The following is a 17,092-nucleotide window of genomic DNA, read 5'->3' as shown; positions in this document are numbered from 1 at the left end:
CGTTGCCTGACGTCAGCCGTCCGGTGAATCGTTGGGAGTCTCGTGGCCGCCCCGCTGAGCACATTGATCCTCGCCGCGGGTGAGGGCACCCGCATGCGCTCGTCCACCCCGAAGGTGCTGCACCCGATCGCCGGGCGGGCACTGGTGGAACACGCCGTCCGCGCTGCGGCCGGGCTGGAACCGCAGCACCTGGTGGTGGTGATCGGACACGGCCGCGAGGCGGTCGGCGCCGAACTGGCCCGGGTCGGCACGGCGCTGGGCCGCGAGGTCGCCACCGCCGTGCAGGAGGAGCAGAACGGCACCGGACACGCGGTGTCCTGCGCGCTGAGCGAACTGCCGGACGGGCTCACCGGCACCGTCCTGGTCAGCTACGGCGACGTGCCGCTGCTGGACACCGAGACGCTGGCCGCACTGCTGGCCGAGCACCACGGTTCGGGCAACGCGGTCACCGTGCTCACCGCGGTCGTCCCCGAACCGGCCGGCTACGGCCGCATCGTGCGGGACGGTGAAGGCGCGGTGACCTCGATCGTCGAGCACAAGGACGCGACGCCGGAGCAGCTGGAGATCGCCGAGATCAACTCCGGCGTGTACGCCTTCGACGCGGCGGTGCTCACCGAAGGACTGTCCCGGCTGTCCACCGACAACGCGCAGGGCGAGCTCTACCTCACCGACGTACTGGGCATCGCGCGGGAGAGCGGCAAGGGCGTCGGTGCGCTGGTCGTCGACGACCCGTGGGTCACCGAGGGCGTGAACGACCGCGTGCAGCTCTCGGTACTCGGCGCGGAGTACAACCGCCGCATCGTGCGGCGCTGGCAGCGCGAAGGCGTCACGATCACCGACCCGAACACCACCTGGGTCGAGGCGGACGTCACGCTGTCGGCCGACGTGCTGATCGAGCCGAACACGCAGCTCAAGGGCGCCACTTCGGTCGGCGAGGGTTCCGTGGTCGGCCCGGACACCACGCTCACCGACGTGACCGTCGGCGCCGGCGCTTCGGTGGTCCGCGTGCACGGTTCCGGCGCGGAACTCGGCGACGGTGTGCAGATCGGCCCGTACACCTATCTTCGCCCCGGCACCAAACTCGGTGCGAAGGGCAAGCTGGGTGCGTTCGTGGAGACGAAGAACGCGGACATCGGCACCGGGACCAAGGTGCCGCACCTGACCTACGTCGGCGACGCGACCGTCGGCGAGCACAGCAACATCGGCTGCTCCAGCGTGTTCGTGAACTACGACGGCGTGCACAAGCACCCCACGGTGGTCGGCTCCCACGTGCGCATCGGCGCGGACAACACGCTGGTCGCGCCGGTGCGGATCGGCGACGGCGCTTACAGTGGTGCGGGTGCGGTGATCCGCGACGACGTTCCGCCGGGCTCCCTGGCGGTGTCGGCCGGTCCGCAGCGCGTGATCGAAGGCTGGGCGATCCGGCGCAGGCCGGACACGCCCGCGGCGGAGGCGGCCGAGGCCGCGCTCGCCGCCCGGCAGGACACCGTTGTGTCCGAGTCAGCAGCAGGAACCGACGGGGAGTCGCCAGTATGAGTCCGAAGTCAGGGACGCCGAAGAAGAATCTGATGCTCTTCTCCGGCCGTGCGCACCAGGAGCTCGCGGAAGAGGTCGCCAAGAACCTGAACGTGACGATCACCCCGCAGACCGCGCACACCTTCGCCAACGGCGAGCTGTTCGTGCGGTTCGAGGAGTCGGTGCGCGGCACCGACGCGTTCGTCATCCAGGCGCACACCATGCCCATCAACGAGTACGTGATGGAGCAGCTGATCATGGTGGACGCGCTCAAGCGCGCCAGCGCCAAGCGGATCACCGTGGTGATGCCGTTCTACCCGTACGCGCGCCAGGACAAGAAGCACAAGGGCCGCGAGCCGATCTCCGCGCGGCTGATCGCGGACCTGTTCAAGACCGCGGGCGCGGACCGGATCATGACCGTCGACCTGCACACCGCGCAGATCCAGGGCTTCTTCGACGGGCCGGTGGACCACCTGATGGCGCAGTCGGTGCTCGCCGACCACATCAAGGAGACCTACGGCGAAGCGGACATCACGGTCGTCTCGCCGGACTCCGGCCGGGTGCGGCTGGCGGAGAAGTGGGCGCAGCAGCTCGGCGACCGGCCGATCGCGTTCATCCACAAGACGCGGGACCCGGACAAGCCGAACCAGGCCGTGGCCAACCGGGTGGTCGGCAAGGTCGAGGGCAAGCTGTGCGTGCTGATCGACGACATGATCGACACCGGCGGCACGATCGTGAAGGCCACCGAGGCGCTGCTGGAGCAGGGCGCCGCGGACGTGGTGATCGCGTGCACGCACGGCATCCTGTCCGATCCGGCCACCGAACGGCTCTCGCAGTGCAAGGCACGTGAGGTCATCGTGACGAACTCGCTGCCGATCCCGGACGAGAAGCGGTTCGCGGGACTGACCGTGCTGTCCATCGCGCCGATGCTCGCCGAGGCCATCCAGCAGGTGTTCGAGGACGGTTCGGTCACCTCGCTGTTCGACGGCGCCGCCTGAGAAGACCCCGGGCGGCACCGCGCGCCCGCCGATGCCGAGCGGGCGCGCGGTGCTGCCGCGTGCCCGCTCAGAGCGCTCCGAGGTCCGTGGCCAGCCAGTGCTCCGGGCGCAGGTAGAACACCGCGTGCTCGCCGAGCTGCGTCCGCTCGTACTCCACGAACCCGGCGACCTTGTCCTCCGGCAGATAGCGGGCGGCCATCTCCCAGGAGAGCTCCGCCTCGTCCGGCGTGGTCCGCACCACCGGCCCTTCGACCGACACGTAGCGGATCGTCGGCTCGGTCCGCTCCACCAGCAGCGAGAACCGGCCTGCCGCCGCGATCGCGCGGCCCTTGCGGGAATCGGGTGCGGTGCGGATCCACAGTTCGCCGCCGGGGGTGTACTGGTACCAGATGGGTACCGTCAACGGTGCCCGGTCCGGCCGCTCGACCACCGAGAGCGCGCCGATGTGCGGTTCGGCCAGGAACTGCTCGCGTTCTTCCACGGAAAGTGCCATGCCGTCGAAGCTACCGGGCGGATACGACAAAACCAGGGTGCTCCGCCGGTGGCGAAATCGCGTGCGGCCGCCGATGCCTGCTGACTAGCTTCGGCGGCATGAACGAATTCACCTTCGGCGTGAGCATGCGGGACGCGACCGGCTGGACGGCGAAGTGCCGCCGGGCCGAGGAACTGGGGTACGACCACATCACCGCGCCGGACCATCTCGGCACCGGGCGGCTCGCACCGTTCCCGGCGTTGACGGCGGCCGCCGCGGTGACCGAGCGGGTACGAGTCGGCACGCTCGTGTCCAATGTGCCGTTCTACAACCTCGCGCTGTTCGCCCGTGAGGTCGCGACCACGAACCAGCTCACCGGCGGCAGGCTCGACCTCGGCCTCGGCTCCGGGCACATGAAGCACGAGTTCGACAAGGCCGGGCTGCCGTGGCACAAGGCCGCGGACCGGATCTCCTACCTCGCCGACGGACTCGGCGAACTGCGCACGCGGCTCGCCGACGAAGGCGGGATGCCCCGGCTGCTCATCGCCGGCAACAGCGACGGTGTCCTGCGGCTGGCCGCGGAACAGGCGGACATCGTGGGATTCGCCGGACTGCGCCAGGAACGCGGCCGTCCACCCGGCACCTTCGTGCTGGACAACGCCGGGGCAATGGCCGAGCGGGTGGCGTATTTCCGTTCGCTGGCAGGGAAACGTGCGATCGAGTACAACATGCTCGTACAACGCGTGGTGATCACCGACGACCGCCGCGCGGCCGCCGCCGAATGGCACGCCGACACCGAGGAGCGCACCGCGGCGAGCATCGAGGAGCTGCTGACCGCGCCGCAACTGTTGTTCGGCACGGTGGACGAGATCGTGGCGCAGCTGGTCTCGCGGCGGGAGCGGTACGGGTTTTCCTACCTCACCGTTTTCGAACCGATGATGGAGACGTTCGCCCCGGTGGTGGCTGAGCTTCGGGGTCGCTGACCGCGGCCGCGCGCACCTTCGCCACCGCGTCCCCCGCGAGCAACGTCAGCACCTGCCCCAGCAACCCCTCCGGTACCGCCTCGTCGTCGATGTCCGCTTCCACGGCAAGGCCGTTGCTCAACGCCAGCAACACCACCGCGAACTCCTCCGCGGGCAACGGCAGCTGCAGGTCCAACCCCTCGGCAAGCCGTTCCAACGCCCGCGCGATGGTGCCGCGCACCTCCCGGCGCCGGTCGCGCAGTGCGGCCCGGCGGCGATCGTCCTGGTGCGCCATGGCGAAGAACTCGGCCAGCAAGCGGTGCCACACCGCGTCGGTGCGCATTTCGTGCATCAGCACCGCGGCCACGTTCGCCAGGCCGGCACCACCGTCGCCGGCTTCGGCGAAACCGGCGAGGCTGGCTTCCAGCCGGTGCGCTGCGTGCTCCTCCATCAGCGCCAGCACCAGCTCGTCCTTCGACGCGAAACTGGAGTAGACCGCCCCCTTGGTGAGCCCGGCCGCGGCGGCGACCTCGGTCAGCTTCGCGGCTGCGATGCCCTTTTGCCCGAAGACCGCGAAGGCCGCGTCGAGAATGCGCCGCCGGGTCTGTGCCCGGGTCGGGCGCGTGCGGTCAGTCATCGGACTCCTCCCGGATCGGAGCTCGGATCGGGACTTGACAGTGCCGGAGCTCACTCAATACCTTCAGGTATCCAATACCCGGCGGTATTCAGTGTCAAGGCCACCCCCACCGGCGACGGCGCCGGTGCGGAAGGAGGGAACCGCCCGATGAGGAAGCTCTTCCGGCCCTTGGCCATCCTCGCCGTGAGTACGGCACTGCTGGCCGCCGCGTTCACCACGCCCGCGCAGGCCGCAGCCGGTGCCGTCAACGATCCGCACTGCGTGCCGAGCGCGGCGCACCCCCGTCCGGTGGTGTTCCTGCACGGCCTCGGCGCGACCTCCTACGAGGATCTCAACTTCCTGCAGGACTCGGTCGCCGCCAAGGGCTACTGCACGTTCAGCCGCACCTACGGCAGCTACCCGCAGTTCCCGGTCGTCGGCGGACTGCGCCCGATCGCCGATTCGGCCGCCGAGATCAAGCAGTTCATCGGCGAGGTGCTGGCCGAGACCGGCGCCGGACAGGTCGACCTCGTCGGGCACTCCGAGGGCGGTTTCCAGTCCCTCTACGTCACCAAGACCCAGGGCATCGCGGACCGGATCGGCTCGGTGGTCGCCATCGCCCCGCCGACGCACGGCACCACCTTCGCCGGACTGGCCAAGCTCGCCTCCCTGCTGGGACAGGGCGAGCGCGAAGCCGTCGGCAAGGCTCTGGCCGCCCTCGGCTGCCCGGCCTGCGACAACCTGATCACCGACGGCGCCGCGGTCAAGACGCTCAACACCGGCCCGATCGCACAGCCCGGCGTGCACTACACCGTGCTCACCTCTCGGTTCGACGAACTCGTCACGCCGGCCGACACCGCGTTCGTGCGTGAGCCGGGGGTGGTGAACTCCTACGTACAGGACACCTGCCCGCTGGACCCGGTGGGACACATCGGCGAGGCCTACGACCTCAACGTGTGGCACCTGGTCACGAACGCACTCGACCCGGCACATGCAGCGAAGTTCGCCTGCACGGCCGGGTCGCCGGGCTGATCAGTACGCGACGGAGAACCGCACGCGACGGTGTTTCGGCTGCTCGATCTCGTCGAGGAAGGCGATCGCGAGATCCGCGCCGCTGAGCTGAGAGTGCCCGTCCGCGGCGCTGAGCAGCACGTCGCCGCCGACGCGGTACTTGCCGGTGCGCTCGCCGGGGCTGTGCGAACCGAACTCCGCAGCCGGGCTCAGGTAGAACCAGTCGACGCCCTCGGGGAGCGCACGCAGCGCCTCGAGGACTTCGGCGTGGCTGCCCGCCTCCGACTTGTACGCCTCGGGGAACTCCGGCGTATCGATCAGCCGCGGGCCGTCCTCGCTCACCCGGAGCGAACCGGCGCCGCCGACGAAGGACAGCCGGGCACCCGCCGCGCGGGCCGCCTCGGTCAGCGTCGGCAGTGCGTCCAGCAACAACAGTCCCCGGTCGTCCGCCCGTCCGGGGGTCGCCACCACGATCTCGTCCGCGCCCTTGGTCACTTCGGCGACGAACGCGGCGTCGTGCATCGACCCAGCCCGCGCCTCGACGCCATCGGGCAGCCCCTCGGCCTTGCGCGCCACCCCGGTCACGGAATGCCCGCGCCGCAACGCCTCTTCGGTGATCCGGCCACCGGCGTACCCCGTCGCGCCGAACACCACCAGCTTGCTCATATCCCACTCCTGACAGAAGATCCGTTCCGGCGGCGCCGATGGTAGAGACGGATCTTCGGCTACTTCAACGAAACCGACGCACCTGTGGGTGAGCGTGCAGGTCAGCCGCCGAGCGCGGCGAACGTGGTGGCCAGCTTCGCCTTCACGGCGTTCACGTCGAGCGGTGCGCGCACCTCGCCGACCGCCGTCGGCTTCGCCAGCACCTGGTAGCTCGCCGTGCGGTTGGGCAGGCTGAAGTTGACCGAACAGGACATGCTGATGGTCGAGTCGGCGGCCGCGTCACCCTGAGTGCTGCAGGTCTGCGCGCCCAGCGTGTCCGCACTGATCTCCACGGTGAGGGTGATGTGCACGGTCGGCTTGCTGCCCGGCCTGCTGCCGACGACGTTGTTCTCGACGTCCACTGTGGTCTGGCAGGAACCGACGTAGTCCTTGCAGTCCAGTTTGTCGTTCAGCACCGTGACACTCGCCTGCGCCAGCCCGTCGAAGGGCTGCCCGAGACCGCCGACCGTGGCGTCGAAATCGGTGTGGAACTGCTTCAGTTCGGCAACCGACAGCGGCCGCACCCGGAAGCCGGCGCCGAGCTTCGGCCCGCCGCGCGGATCGAGCAACGCCGGCGCGAACGAGACCACGCGGTGCGGTTCGGCGGTGGTCACCTGCAGCGCGCCGAGACCACCGCCGAGCTCGTAGACCTCGGTGCCGTCGGCGAGCCGCTGCTTCTGCGGCGGACCGCCCTGGTTCTGCGCCGCGAGTGACTTGCGTAGCCCGTCGGCCAGCTTCGGCGGGGCCAGCCGCGCGGCCGGGTCCATCGGCAGCTCACTGCCGACGGTCTGCACCCAGCCGGTGCCGAACTGGGCGCTGTTCTCCTCCAGCCCGTGCGACTTCCAATAGTCTGCGTCCGCCGAGAGGTACAGCTGGCCCGCCGGCTCGGCGAGGTGCACGGTGTGGCCCTCCAGCGGCAACGCGCCGAGGCCGTCTCCGCCGCGGGTGACGCGGAAGGCGAGATCGGCGGGTTTACCGGAGGCGTCCTTGACCGACGTGTCGTACTGCAACGCCGGCGCCTGTTCCAGAGCCTGGAGCGCGGCGTCCACCGCCGCCTGCTGTGCCGCCCGCTGGTGCGCGGTCTGCCGGTCGGCCGCGGACAGCCCGGCCGAGCCGTCCACCGCGACCTGGCAGCCCGCGAGCAGCCCACCCAGCAGCACGGCCGCCACCGCAGTCCATCGAGCCCGCATCACGCCCCTCTTCCCGCGGGCATCATGCCACCCCGCGGCCGGTCCCCGCGGAACCGGAATCGTGTCGTCACCCACCCGGCGGCACCGGCTCGCGTACCCGCCGCGACCTGGCGCGCCCGCGCTGGTCTACACTTCGTGAGTTGTCTCGGCGAGGCGGGCGCACCGCGTGGTGCCCGGCGTGATCGACGCGGCGGCTCGAGAAGCCCCGTGGTTCGACCACGCCCGTGAACTCGCCGCCGTGCACAACCGCCCCCGGGCAGAGATCGACGATCCCCGCCGCCCCTGCTGTATGTCTTTGTTGCTGAAGGAGTGCTAGACCGTGTCCGAGGTACGTCTTTCCGTCGAACCGCGCACCGAGTTCGGCAAGGGTGCCGCCCGCCGCACCCGGCGCGCCGGCAAAATCCCCGCGGTGCTCTACGGGCACGGCTCGGACCCGCGGCACTTCGCGCTGCCGGCCATCGAGTTCGCCCGGGTCGTGCGCGAGAACGGCAGCAACGCCGTGATCACCCTCGACCTCGAGGGCTCCAGTGAGCTGGCGCTCACCAAGACCATCGTGGTGCACCCGCTGAAGAACTACATCGAGCACGTCGACCTGCTGGTCGTCAAGCGCGGTGAGAAGGTCACCGTGGACGTGCCGATCGTGGTCACCGGCACCGCCGGTCCGGGCACCCTGGTCGCCCAGGACATCGACACCGTCCAGGTCGAGGTCGAGGCGCTGCACATCCCGGAGCAGTTCGAGGTCTCCGTGGAAGCGCTGGAAGCAGGCACCCAGATCACCGCCGCGCAGATCGCGCTGCCCGCGGGCGCCGAGCTGGTCACCGACGCCGAGGCGCTGGTCGTCGCCGTCAACGAAGCCCCGCGTGGCACCGCTGACGAGGACGAAGAGGCCGAAGGCGAAGAGGCTCCGGCCGAAGACGCCGAATAAGCTCACCCCGTGAGTGAAGACCTGCCAGGGGCCGGCGAGCTGATCCTGCTCGCCGGCCTCGGTAATCCCGGGCCGCAGTACGCAGGCAACCGGCACAACGCCGGGTTCCTGGTGCTCGACGAGCTCGCCGCACGGATCGGCGGCAAGTTCAAGGCGCACCGCAGCGGCGGTGAGGTGCTCGAGGGCAGGCTGGGCGGCCGCCGCGTGGTGCTGGTGAAGCCGCGCTCGTTCATGAACCTCTCCGGCGGTCCGGTGGTCGGCGCCGCCCGGTTCTACAAGGTCCCGACGTCCGGCGTCGTGGTGGTGCACGACGAGCTGGACGTGCCGTTCGGGACGCTGAAGCTCAAGCTCGGCGGCGGTGACAACGGCCACAACGGCCTGCGGTCGATCACGAAATCGCTCGGCACCCGCGAGTACTACCGGGTGCGGTTCGGCATCGGCCGCCCGCCCGGCCGCCAGGACCCGGCCGATTTCGTGCTCAAGGACTTCTCGACGGTCGAGCGCAAGGAGCTCCCGTTCGAGGTCGACCGGTGCGCGGACGCCACCGAGGCACTGGTTGCGAAGGGGCTCGCCGCGGCGCAGAACGAGTTCCACGCGGGCTGACCGGTCCGTTGCTCTCTGTGGGTGAGCGGCCGTGGCGGACTGTGCACGCGTTCTCACTCGATGGGCGGCTTATGCCTCCCTGATCGAGTCGTCCCGGCCCGCACGGCCTTCCGGGCATCCGCCGGACCAGTTAGGACGGATTCAGGAGTTCGCACACCCCGACCCTGAATCGGAGAATGATCCATGTCGTTCACCGCCGAGGACCTCACCGAGGTCACCTTCGGTAACGCCCCGATCGGCCGCCGCGGTTACGCCAAGCACGAGGTCGACGACTTCGTGCGGCGGATCGCGAAGACCATCGCCGACGAGGACGACCTCACCGCCGCGGAGGTCCACCACGTGCTGTTCTCCAAGCCGCTGATCGGCAAGCGCGGCTACGACGAACGTGCGGTCGACGAGTTCCTCGATGTCGTGGAGTCCCAGCTGGCCGACCGCTTCGGCCACCGGGCACCGACCGTGCCCGGTGCCAGGACCAGGTCCGAGGCCACCGCGGAACGCGCACCCCGGCCTTCCCCGGTCGACCCCGCCGAGCAGCTGCCCGGTCGCTGACCGAGTCCGGGACGGGCTCCCCGTTCCCGCGGGGAGCCCTTCACCGCGTTCAGGAATCCGCGTTCTTCGCGATCCGTTCGGCGTACTGCACGGCGGTGGCGGCTCGCCGGACCTTGCCGGACGGGGTTTTCGGCAGGCTGCCCGCGGGCAGCACCACGACCGAGAACGGGCGCATGTCCACCGCGTCCCGCACCCGTGCCGCGACCTCCTTGGCCACCCGGCGTTCGGCGTCGGCGGCACCGGCCAGTTTGGACTCCACGACCACCGCGAACCGCTCGCGGCGGCTGCCCGCATCGAGCCGGACCGCCACTGCGTTGCCCGCGCGCACGCCGTCCACCGAGGTCGCCGCACGCTCGATGTCGGTGGGGTAGAGGTTGCGGCCGCCCATGATGATCACGTCCTTGCGCCGGCCGCAGATCACGATCTGGCCGTCCACCAGGTAACCGAGGTCGCCGGTGCGCATCCAGCCCTCGGCGTCCTTGGTGGCCAGCGGACCGTCCACGGTCAGGTACCCCGGCGTCACCGCCTCGCCGCGCAACCGGATCTCGCCGACCTCGCGTTCGCCGACCGGGATGCCCGCCTCGTTGACGACGTCCGCCGCCAGCCCGTCCAGCGGACGGCCCAGCACCGCGAACGACCGGACCTGCTCGGTGCCCCGACGCGGATCGCCTGCCGGTACCGGCACCGCGCGGTTGTCCGCTTCCAGCGCGTCGGCCTCCACGACGTCGAGGGTGAGGCCGGTGAACAGCGGCGCGAAGGACACCGCCAGGGTTGCTTCCGCCATGCCGTAGGCGGGGAAGACGCATTCGGGCGGCATCTTGAAGCGCTTGCCGGCGTCGACGAAGGCCTGCACCGCCGTCTCGTCGATCGGCTCGGCGCCGTTGAGCGCGATACGCAGCGTGGACAGGTCGTAGGCGTCGTCCTCCTCGACCCGCGCCAGCCGCCTGCCGACGATGGCGTACGCGAAGTTCGGCGCGGCGGTGGTGGTGCCGCCGTACTTGGTGATCAGCTGCGGCCAGATCAGCGGACCGGTGAGGAATTCGACCGGGGTGATCTTGACCAGCTCGACGCCGAAGGTCATCGGCACGGTCAGGAACCCGACCATGCCCATGTCGTGGAAGGTCGGCAGCCAGGAGACCATCACGTCGACGTCGAAGTCGAACTCCGCACGCTCGACCATCGCCTTGACGTTGGTGTAGAGGTTGCCGTAGGTGATCCGGACGGCCTTCGGCTCCGCGGTGGACCCGCTGGTGAGCTGCAGCAGCGCGGTGTCGTCCTCGGCGGTCGCGACGATCTCGGCCAGCGGTTCGGCGCCGGCCAGTTCGGTGATCAGCCGGTAGCGGATGCCCTGCTCCGCCAGCACCGGGGCGAGCTGGTCGAACGGTTCGCCGAGCAGCACCAGTCCGGCGCCGATCATCTCGAGCACAGCCACCGTGTCCTGGGCCCATTCGGCGAGGTCGGTACGCGGCGTCGGCTGGTGCAGCATCGTCACACTGCCACCGGCGAGCCACACCGCCTGCACGGTGGGCGCGATCAGCACCGGGGCGGCGGCCAGCACCGCCACCGCACTGCCCGGCTCCAGCCCGCCGGAGACCAGGCCACCCGCGATGCTGCGCGCCTGCGCGTGTACCTCACCCCAGGTCCGGCGGACCGGCTCCTTCGGCTCACCGGTGACCATGCCGCGCTGCTGACCCCGCTTCGTCGCCGTTGCGACGAGCGTGTCCACGAACCGACTCATGGGCGCAAGATTACTGGCTGGTCGTCAACGCCCGTCTGCGGTGGCGTGAACAGCGTCGATCGGGAGTCATTCCAGCGCTTCGGAGGTCTCCAGCCAGCGGCCCTCGATCTCGTCCTTCTCGGCCAGCACGGCCTTGAGTTCGGTGTTCAGCTCGATCAGCCGCTCCGGATCGGTGGCCGCCTCGGCCAGCGCCGTGTGCAGCTTCTCCTCGCGCGTGGCGAGCTGGTCGAGCTTGCGCTCCAACCGGCCCAGTTCCTTCTGCGCGGCCCGGATTTCCGCAGCACCGCGCTTGGCTTCGGCCTTGTCCGCGGTGGCCGCCCCACGGCGCGGGGCCGCGTCCTTCATGCTCGCCCGCCGCTGGAGGTACTCCTCGATGCCACCGGGCAGGTGCCGGACCCGGCCGTCGCCGAAGAGCGCGTACGTGGCGTCGCAGACCCGCTCGACCAGGTACCGGTCGTGCGAGACCACCACCATCGTGCCCGGCCAGCCGTCGAGCAGGTCCTCCAGCTGTTGCAGGGTGTCGATGTCCAGGTCGTTGGTCGGTTCGTCGAGCAGCAGCACGTTGGGTTCGGCCATCAGCAGCCGGCACAACTGCAGACGGCGCCGCTCGCCACCGGAGAGGTCGCCGACCGGGGTCCACTGCCTTGCCGCCGGGAAGCCCAGCTTCTCGCCGAGCTGGGAGGCGGTCATCTCCTGCTTGCCGAACGCGACGCGGCCGGCGATCTGCTCGATCGCCTGCAGCACCCGCAGATCGCCGGGCAGGTCGTCGAGTTCCTGGCGCAGGTGTGCGAGCGCGACCGTCTTGCCCTCGATGCGCCGTCCGGTCTCCGGTCCGAGGTCGCCGCCGAGCAGTTTCAGCACGGTGGTCTTGCCGGAACCGTTCACGCCGACGAGACCGATCCGGTCGCCAGGGCCGATCCGCCAGGTCACGTGGTCGAGCAGGGTGCGCTCGCCCACCGAGATCGTGGCGTCCTCCAGCTCCAGCACGGTCTTGCCGAGCCGCCGCTTCGCGAAGGCCATCAGCTCCACGGAATCACGTAGTGGCGGCACATCGGAGATCAGCGCCTCGGCCGCCTCGACGCGGTACCGCGGCTTGGACGAGCGGGCCTGCGGACCACGGCGCAGCCAGGCCAGTTCCTTGCGCGCCAGGTTCTGCCGCTTCTCCTCCGCCGACGCTGCGAGCCTGGCCCGCTCCGCACGGGCGAAGATCCAGTCGGCGTACCCGCCCTCGTACTGCTCGACCCTGCCGTTCGCGACCTCCCAGGTGACGCTCGCCACGGTGTCGAGGAACCACCGGTCGTGGGTCACGACCACGACCGAGATCCGCCTGCCGAGCAGGTGGTCGGCCAGCCAGCGCACGCCCTCCACGTCGAGGTGGTTGGTGGGCTCGTCGAGCACCACCAGGTCCAGTTCACCGGTGAGCGCCGCGGCGAGCGCGACCCGGCGGCGTTCCCCGCCGGAGAGGTTGGCGGTGGCCGTGTCCAGTCCGATCGCGGTGATCCCCAGACCGTCCACAATAGAACGCACGCGCGCGTCGGCGGCCCATTCGTGCTCCGCACCGTAACGCTGCAGCACCACGTCGCCGACGGTGCTGCCAACGGGCAGTTCGGTGCGCTGGGTGACCACAGCCATCCGCACGTCGCGAAGATGGCTCACGCGCCCGGAATCCGGCTCACTCAGTCCGGAAAGGACTTCCAGCAGCGTGGTCTTGCCGCCGCCGTTGAGGCCGACCACGCCGATCCGCTGCCCCTGCGCGATCCCGAGGGAGACCTTGTCCAGCAACGGCTTCACGCCGTAGGACTTGCTCACCGACTCCAGGTTGACCAGGTTGGCCATCCGATTCAGCCGATCCTTTCCACAGTGGACATGTACTTGCCGCTCACGCGTGCACCCGCGGCGGCGCGTTGCGCGGCGAATCGTCCCCGCCGACCACGCGGGCACCGGGGACCGGGCCGTGCGCGACCCGTACCGTGCGGCAGACCCCGGCACCGGAGAGTTCGGCGGCCACCTCGACCGCGGTTTCCGCGTCCGCGCACAGGAATGCACAGGTCGGCCCGGACCCGGACACGCATCCGGCGAGCGCGCCCGCGTTCACCCCGGCACGCAGCGTGCGGCGCAGGCCCGGCCGCAGCGATACGGCGGCGGCCTGCAGGTCGTTGCCGAGCAGCAGGGCGAGCTGCCGGGGATCGCCGGAGGCCAGCGCCTCCACCACGGGCGTGTGCGAACCGATCCGCGGCGGCTTGCCCTCGGCGCGCAGCCGATCGAGTTCGCCGAACACCTTCGGCGTGGCCAGTCCCTTCTCGTCGAACGCGAGCACCCAGTGGAAGACGTGCCGGGCCAGCACCGGTACGAGCTGCTCGCCGCGGCCGGTACCGAGCGCGGTCCCGCCGTAGAGCGCGAACGGCACGTCGCTGCCCAGCTTGCCCGCGATCGTGGCCAGCTCGTCCCGCGTCACGTCGAGCTTCCACAACGAGGCGAGCCCGACGAGCGTCGCCGCGGCGTCCGCGCTGCCGCCTGCCATGCCGCCCGCCATCGGAATGCCCTTGCGCAGCACGATCCGCAGGTTCGGATCCTCGGCGTCCGGCCGCCCGGCGTACCCGGCGAGCGCACACGCGGCCCGCCAGGCGAGGTTGGTGGCGTCGGTGGGCACCGTGCGCTCACCTTCGCCGTAGACCTCCAGCCCACGGTCTTCGGTGACCGCGACGGTCACCTCGTCGGTCAGCGACAACGCCTGGAACACAGTGACCAGCTCGTGAAACCCGTCCGCCCGCAGGTCCCCGACGGCCAGGTGCAGATTGACCTTGGCCGGAACCCGGACGGTGACTGGTGGAGGAACGACGGCGAGCACGCGTCCAGCCTACGTGCCCGGACGTCGGACTTCGGCACGCGAGCCCCATCCCCGCGGCACGGACGCCGAGAACCACCCGGGACACGTGTCCCAATATTTCGGACGCGTGGTAGCCGGTGTCGGGTGGACTGTCCGGACCTGCGCATCGTCCTGGGTCCACTGCGGTTCGTGACCACCGGCGAACCGGGCCGAATTGTCCGCGACACGACGAAAGCCGCCCGGATGACACCGGACGGCTTTCGCGGGCGGAACGGATCAGGCGGCCACGCTCTGCGGACCGCGGGCGAGCTGCGGCACGGACTGCGTCACGTGGGCGCCGCGGTCGGCGATCCACGACAGTGCAGCGTCCGCGCGGTCGCCGCGGACACCCACGCGGAAGCGGGCGACCGGGGTGTCGCCGATGCGGGTCAGACCGCCGCCGATGGTGGCGAGTTCGACGTCGAAGCGGGCGGCCGCTTCCGGCAGCAGTGCACCGACCGAGGCAAAACCGATCAGGACGATGTCCGCCGAGCTGTCGTACTTCGCGACCTGTGCACGGCTGGTCTCGATCGAAGGCAGCACGGCCTTGGCCGTCCAGCTCTCCGGCGACGCGATCAAGTCGAGCAGCGTGCCCCGCTCGACCACCGCGCCGTTGTCGAGCACGGCGACGTCGTCGCACACGCGGCGGACGACGCTCGGGTCCGGCGTCGTCACCAGCACCGTGACGCCGAGTTCCGCGCGGGCGCGGTCGAGCACGGCGAGCACCGCGCCGGCGTCTTCGGGGGCGATGCCCGCGGTCGGATCGTCGGCGAGCAGCACGGCCGGTCCCGCGGCGAGGGCCTTGGCCACGGCGACGCGGCGGAGCTGACCTTCGGTCAGTTCATCCGGCTTCTGCGCGGCCCGCGCGGTGAGACCGACCAGGTCGAGCAGCGAGCCGACCCGGCTACGCCGCTGCGGACCGTCGACACCCAGCTGCTCCAGCGGAGTGGCGATGTTGCCTGCGACGGTGCGCTCGGCCAGCAGATCCGGCTTTGTGCCGACGACACCGAGACGACGGCGGATCTCCCGCAGCCGCCTGCCGTCGAGGGTTCCGGTGTTGAGCCCGTCGAGCCGCACCACGCCACGGTCGGGGCGCTCCTGCAGCGCGATGCAGCGGGCGAGCGTGGACTTGCCGGAGCCCGCGGGGCCGACCACCCCGAACAGGGAGCCGGCCTGCACCTCGACGCTCACGTCACGCAGTGCGGCGACCCGATGGCCGTTGAACGGAAAGGACTTGGACACGTTTTCGACAATGATCACGAGAGAGCTCCAGGCAAGGGCGCCGCACCGTTTCCGGGCGCGCCGGGCGTCATCGAATTGCCGTCCACACAGGACGGTGCAAGAACTCGCGGAAAAAGCGGATCAGGCGATGGCCGTGGAACGCTGACAGGCACATACCGTGCGGCGACCTTCGTCGACGACGCGGCGGCGGGTCAGCAGGAGCGGGTGGGTGACCCTCTTCATCGGAAACAGCCTCCATCGGTCCTGGCGGTAGCACCTGCCCGCGGTGGGGGTGGTTGCTGCGACTTCGGCGAGCCAGGTCTCTCAGTCGCTCGGGATGGACTCATCGAGTAAAGCCGATCCCACTGGCTGAACGCAAGCACGTTGGTGCAGATCACACGAGTGGAGGCGGCCGAATGCCGGGACAACGCGTCCTGAATCCCGGGAGCGGGAAGTTCCGTCACCGAAGTGTTCCGCCGCGCGCTCGCGACCACCGCGCGGATCGCGCCGCGGCCCGTTGAACTCTCTTGTGGACAGTCAGGAATCGCTGTTCGACAGGGACTTCTTGCGCATTCCTTCGAGAACGACCACGGCCACCACCGAGACCACGAGCACGCCGACCGCCGCGAGGTAGCACCACGGTTGCCCGAGATAGTTCACGAAGGCGAGCCAACTCGGATTCCCGTCCCCGAACAACCGGGACAAAATCGGGGCTATCCCGGCTCGGATGCCCACCGTCGCCACCGCGATCTCCAGTACCCGGTACCAGACCTCGTTCATATCTTCTCCTTGTTGATACAACCGTATCAGATACACTTGTATCATAACTGGAACGGAGGCGGGGAGTGCCCCAGCGAGTGGACCACGACCAGCGGCGCCGCGTGATCGCCGAAGCCGTGTGGCGGATCGCCGCGGACCGGGGCTTGGATTCGGTGAGCATGCGCGAGGTGGCCACCGAGGCGGGCGTCTCGCTGCGGCTGGTGCAGTACTACTTCGAAACCAAGCACAACCTGCTCGTGCTGGCGTTGCGCTATCTGCACGACCACACCGAGCAACGGGCGCGGGAACGGATCGAGGCGCAGGCCGACCAGAGCGTGCGCGGCGTGCTGCGCGGCGTCCTCGCCGAACTGCTCCCGCTCGACCCGGAAACCGAGTTCGCGCTGCGGGTGCACACCGCCTACTTCAGCCGTTCGCACAGCGACCCGGAGCTGGCCAAGGTGTTCCTGCACGGCGACACACCGCTCGAAGACCTGGTCACCCACCTGCTGGAACAAGGCGAACTCGCACCGGGAGTCCAGCCACGGTTCGAGGCGAACCTGCTGGTCTCCGGGATCACCGGCCTCAGCTTCGACGTGCTGCACGAACGCCAGCGCTCCGCCGAGGTGCTCGCCACCCTCGACTACCACCTGGACCGGATCTTCGGCCCGGCCCGGTGAAGGGTTCCACCCGCGCCGGAACACCCGGTCACCGCGTTTCCGGATGCCGGCGAGTACCACAGCGAAGCGGAACACCGCAGACCACCACCAAAGCGACGAACCCAGCGCCCACCCGACGACCGACGCCGGAACCTGCGGAACCACCTTGCGCTACCACCGATGCGGAAAGCACCCTGTCCTACCGCCGGGCGCGGGAACCACCCAGACCTACCGGCGCGTGCGGAAACCACCCGAGCCTGCCACCGGGTGCGAAAACCACCCGGGCCTACCGCCGGGCGCGAAAAC

17 protein-coding genes and 1 riboswitch are annotated in these 17,092 nt (G+C 70.1%); of the genes, 8 read left to right on the top strand and 9 right to left on the bottom strand.

Annotated features, from left to right (window positions below; all coding sequences use genetic code 11):
- Positions 1-42 precede the first annotated feature (42 nt).
- Both glmU and ABD793_RS35330 read left to right on the top strand, forming a co-directional pair.
- Positions 43-1,536, top strand: a complete 1,494-nt coding sequence (gene glmU / locus ABD793_RS35335) for a bifunctional UDP-N-acetylglucosamine diphosphorylase/glucosamine-1-phosphate N-acetyltransferase GlmU (RefSeq protein WP_344867716.1) — start codon at positions 43-45, stop codon at positions 1,534-1,536.
- Complete coding sequence (locus ABD793_RS35330; protein WP_344867715.1) at positions 1,533-2,513, top strand: ribose-phosphate diphosphokinase; 981 nt, start codon at positions 1,533-1,535, stop codon at positions 2,511-2,513. The genes glmU and ABD793_RS35330 overlap by 4 nt, the downstream gene beginning before the upstream one ends.
- 67 nt (positions 2,514-2,580) lie before the next feature.
- Here ABD793_RS35330 and ABD793_RS35325 read toward each other — a convergent pair whose 3' ends face one another.
- Positions 2,581-3,006, bottom strand: a complete 426-nt coding sequence (locus ABD793_RS35325; RefSeq protein ID WP_344867713.1) for a pyridoxamine 5'-phosphate oxidase family protein — start codon at positions 3,004-3,006, stop codon at positions 2,581-2,583.
- A gap of 98 nt (positions 3,007-3,104) precedes the next feature.
- Here ABD793_RS35325 and ABD793_RS35320 point away from each other — a divergent pair, with 98 nt between their 5' ends.
- Positions 3,105-3,968, top strand: coding sequence for a TIGR03621 family F420-dependent LLM class oxidoreductase (locus ABD793_RS35320; RefSeq protein WP_344867711.1), 864 nt, complete (start codon positions 3,105-3,107; stop codon positions 3,966-3,968).
- On the opposite strand, the gene ABD793_RS35315 is transcribed toward ABD793_RS35320, so the two are convergent.
- Positions 3,904-4,584 (bottom strand): TetR/AcrR family transcriptional regulator, encoded by a 681-nt coding sequence (locus ABD793_RS35315; protein WP_344867710.1) that lies wholly within the window; start codon positions 4,582-4,584, stop codon positions 3,904-3,906. The two genes, ABD793_RS35320 and ABD793_RS35315, sit on opposite strands and share 65 nt — an antisense overlap.
- A gap of 147 nt (positions 4,585-4,731) precedes the next feature.
- Here ABD793_RS35315 and ABD793_RS35310 point away from each other — a divergent pair, with 147 nt between their 5' ends.
- On the top strand, positions 4,732-5,595 hold the full coding sequence (locus ABD793_RS35310) for an esterase/lipase family protein (protein WP_344867708.1): 864 nt from the start codon (positions 4,732-4,734) through the stop codon (positions 5,593-5,595).
- On the opposite strand, the gene ABD793_RS35305 is transcribed toward ABD793_RS35310, so the two are convergent.
- Together ABD793_RS35305 and ABD793_RS35300 are read right to left on the bottom strand one after the other, a co-directional pair.
- Complete coding sequence (locus ABD793_RS35305; RefSeq protein WP_344867706.1) at positions 5,596-6,240, bottom strand: NAD(P)-dependent oxidoreductase; 645 nt, start codon at positions 6,238-6,240, stop codon at positions 5,596-5,598.
- A 101-nt stretch (positions 6,241-6,341) separates the two neighbouring features.
- Entirely contained in the window at positions 6,342-7,469 is a 1,128-nt protein-coding gene (locus tag ABD793_RS35300; RefSeq protein WP_344867704.1) for a hypothetical protein, read from the bottom strand.
- 319 nt (positions 7,470-7,788) lie between these two features.
- On the opposite strand from ABD793_RS35300, the gene ABD793_RS35295 reads away from it, so the two are divergent.
- The 3 genes from ABD793_RS35295 to ABD793_RS35285 all read left to right on the top strand — a co-directional run bounded on the left by ABD793_RS35295 (position 7,789) and on the right by ABD793_RS35285 (position 9,546).
- On the top strand, positions 7,789-8,394 hold the full coding sequence (locus tag ABD793_RS35295) for a 50S ribosomal protein L25/general stress protein Ctc (protein WP_344867703.1): 606 nt from the start codon (positions 7,789-7,791) through the stop codon (positions 8,392-8,394).
- A gap of 9 nt (positions 8,395-8,403) precedes the next feature.
- Positions 8,404-8,997, top strand: a complete 594-nt coding sequence (gene pth, locus ABD793_RS35290; protein ID WP_344867701.1) for an aminoacyl-tRNA hydrolase — start codon at positions 8,404-8,406, stop codon at positions 8,995-8,997.
- A 183-nt stretch (positions 8,998-9,180) separates the two neighbouring features.
- Positions 9,181-9,546 carry a DivIVA domain-containing protein gene (locus tag ABD793_RS35285; RefSeq protein WP_344867699.1) on the top strand — a complete coding sequence of 122 codons (366 nt, stop codon included), beginning with the start codon at positions 9,181-9,183 and terminating at the stop codon, positions 9,544-9,546.
- Between the two features lie 49 nt (positions 9,547-9,595).
- Here the strand turns inward: ABD793_RS35285 and ABD793_RS35280 are convergent, their stop codons facing one another.
- From ABD793_RS35280 to ABD793_RS35260, 5 genes are all read right to left on the bottom strand, one after another.
- A complete protein-coding gene (locus ABD793_RS35280) occupies positions 9,596-11,284 on the bottom strand; it encodes a fatty acyl-AMP ligase (protein WP_344867697.1) in 1,689 nt (562 codons plus the stop codon).
- Between the two features lie 66 nt (positions 11,285-11,350).
- On the bottom strand, positions 11,351-13,120 hold the full coding sequence (locus ABD793_RS35275; protein WP_344867695.1) for an ABC-F family ATP-binding cassette domain-containing protein: 1,770 nt from the start codon (positions 13,118-13,120) through the stop codon (positions 11,351-11,353).
- 43 nt (positions 13,121-13,163) lie between these two features.
- On the bottom strand, positions 13,164-14,132 hold the full coding sequence (locus ABD793_RS35270; protein ID WP_344867693.1) for a 4-(cytidine 5'-diphospho)-2-C-methyl-D-erythritol kinase: 969 nt from the start codon (positions 14,130-14,132) through the stop codon (positions 13,164-13,166).
- Positions 14,133-14,387: 255 nt separating this feature from the next.
- Positions 14,388-15,410, bottom strand: a complete 1,023-nt coding sequence (locus ABD793_RS35265) for a methionine ABC transporter ATP-binding protein (protein WP_344867691.1) — start codon at positions 15,408-15,410, stop codon at positions 14,388-14,390.
- A gap of 197 nt (positions 15,411-15,607) precedes the next feature.
- Positions 15,608-15,715, bottom strand: a riboswitch (SAM riboswitch).
- A 193-nt stretch (positions 15,716-15,908) separates the two neighbouring features.
- Positions 15,909-16,151 carry a hypothetical protein gene (locus ABD793_RS35260; RefSeq protein WP_344867689.1) on the bottom strand — a complete coding sequence of 81 codons (243 nt, stop codon included), beginning with the start codon at positions 16,149-16,151 and terminating at the stop codon, positions 15,909-15,911.
- Positions 16,152-16,216: 65 nt separating this feature from the next.
- Here ABD793_RS35260 and ABD793_RS35255 point away from each other — a divergent pair, with 65 nt between their 5' ends.
- Entirely contained in the window at positions 16,217-16,807 is a 591-nt protein-coding gene (locus ABD793_RS35255) for a TetR/AcrR family transcriptional regulator (protein ID WP_344867687.1), read from the top strand.
- Positions 16,808-17,092 lie beyond the last annotated feature (285 nt).

The sequence above is a fragment of the Amycolatopsis ultiminotia genome, assembly GCF_039536925.1.
GTDB classification, from domain to species: Bacteria; Actinomycetota; Actinomycetes; order Mycobacteriales; family Pseudonocardiaceae; genus Amycolatopsis; species Amycolatopsis ultiminotia.
The sequence above is the reverse complement of the archived record's forward strand: the minus strand, read 5'-3'. Positions and strand labels throughout refer to the sequence as shown.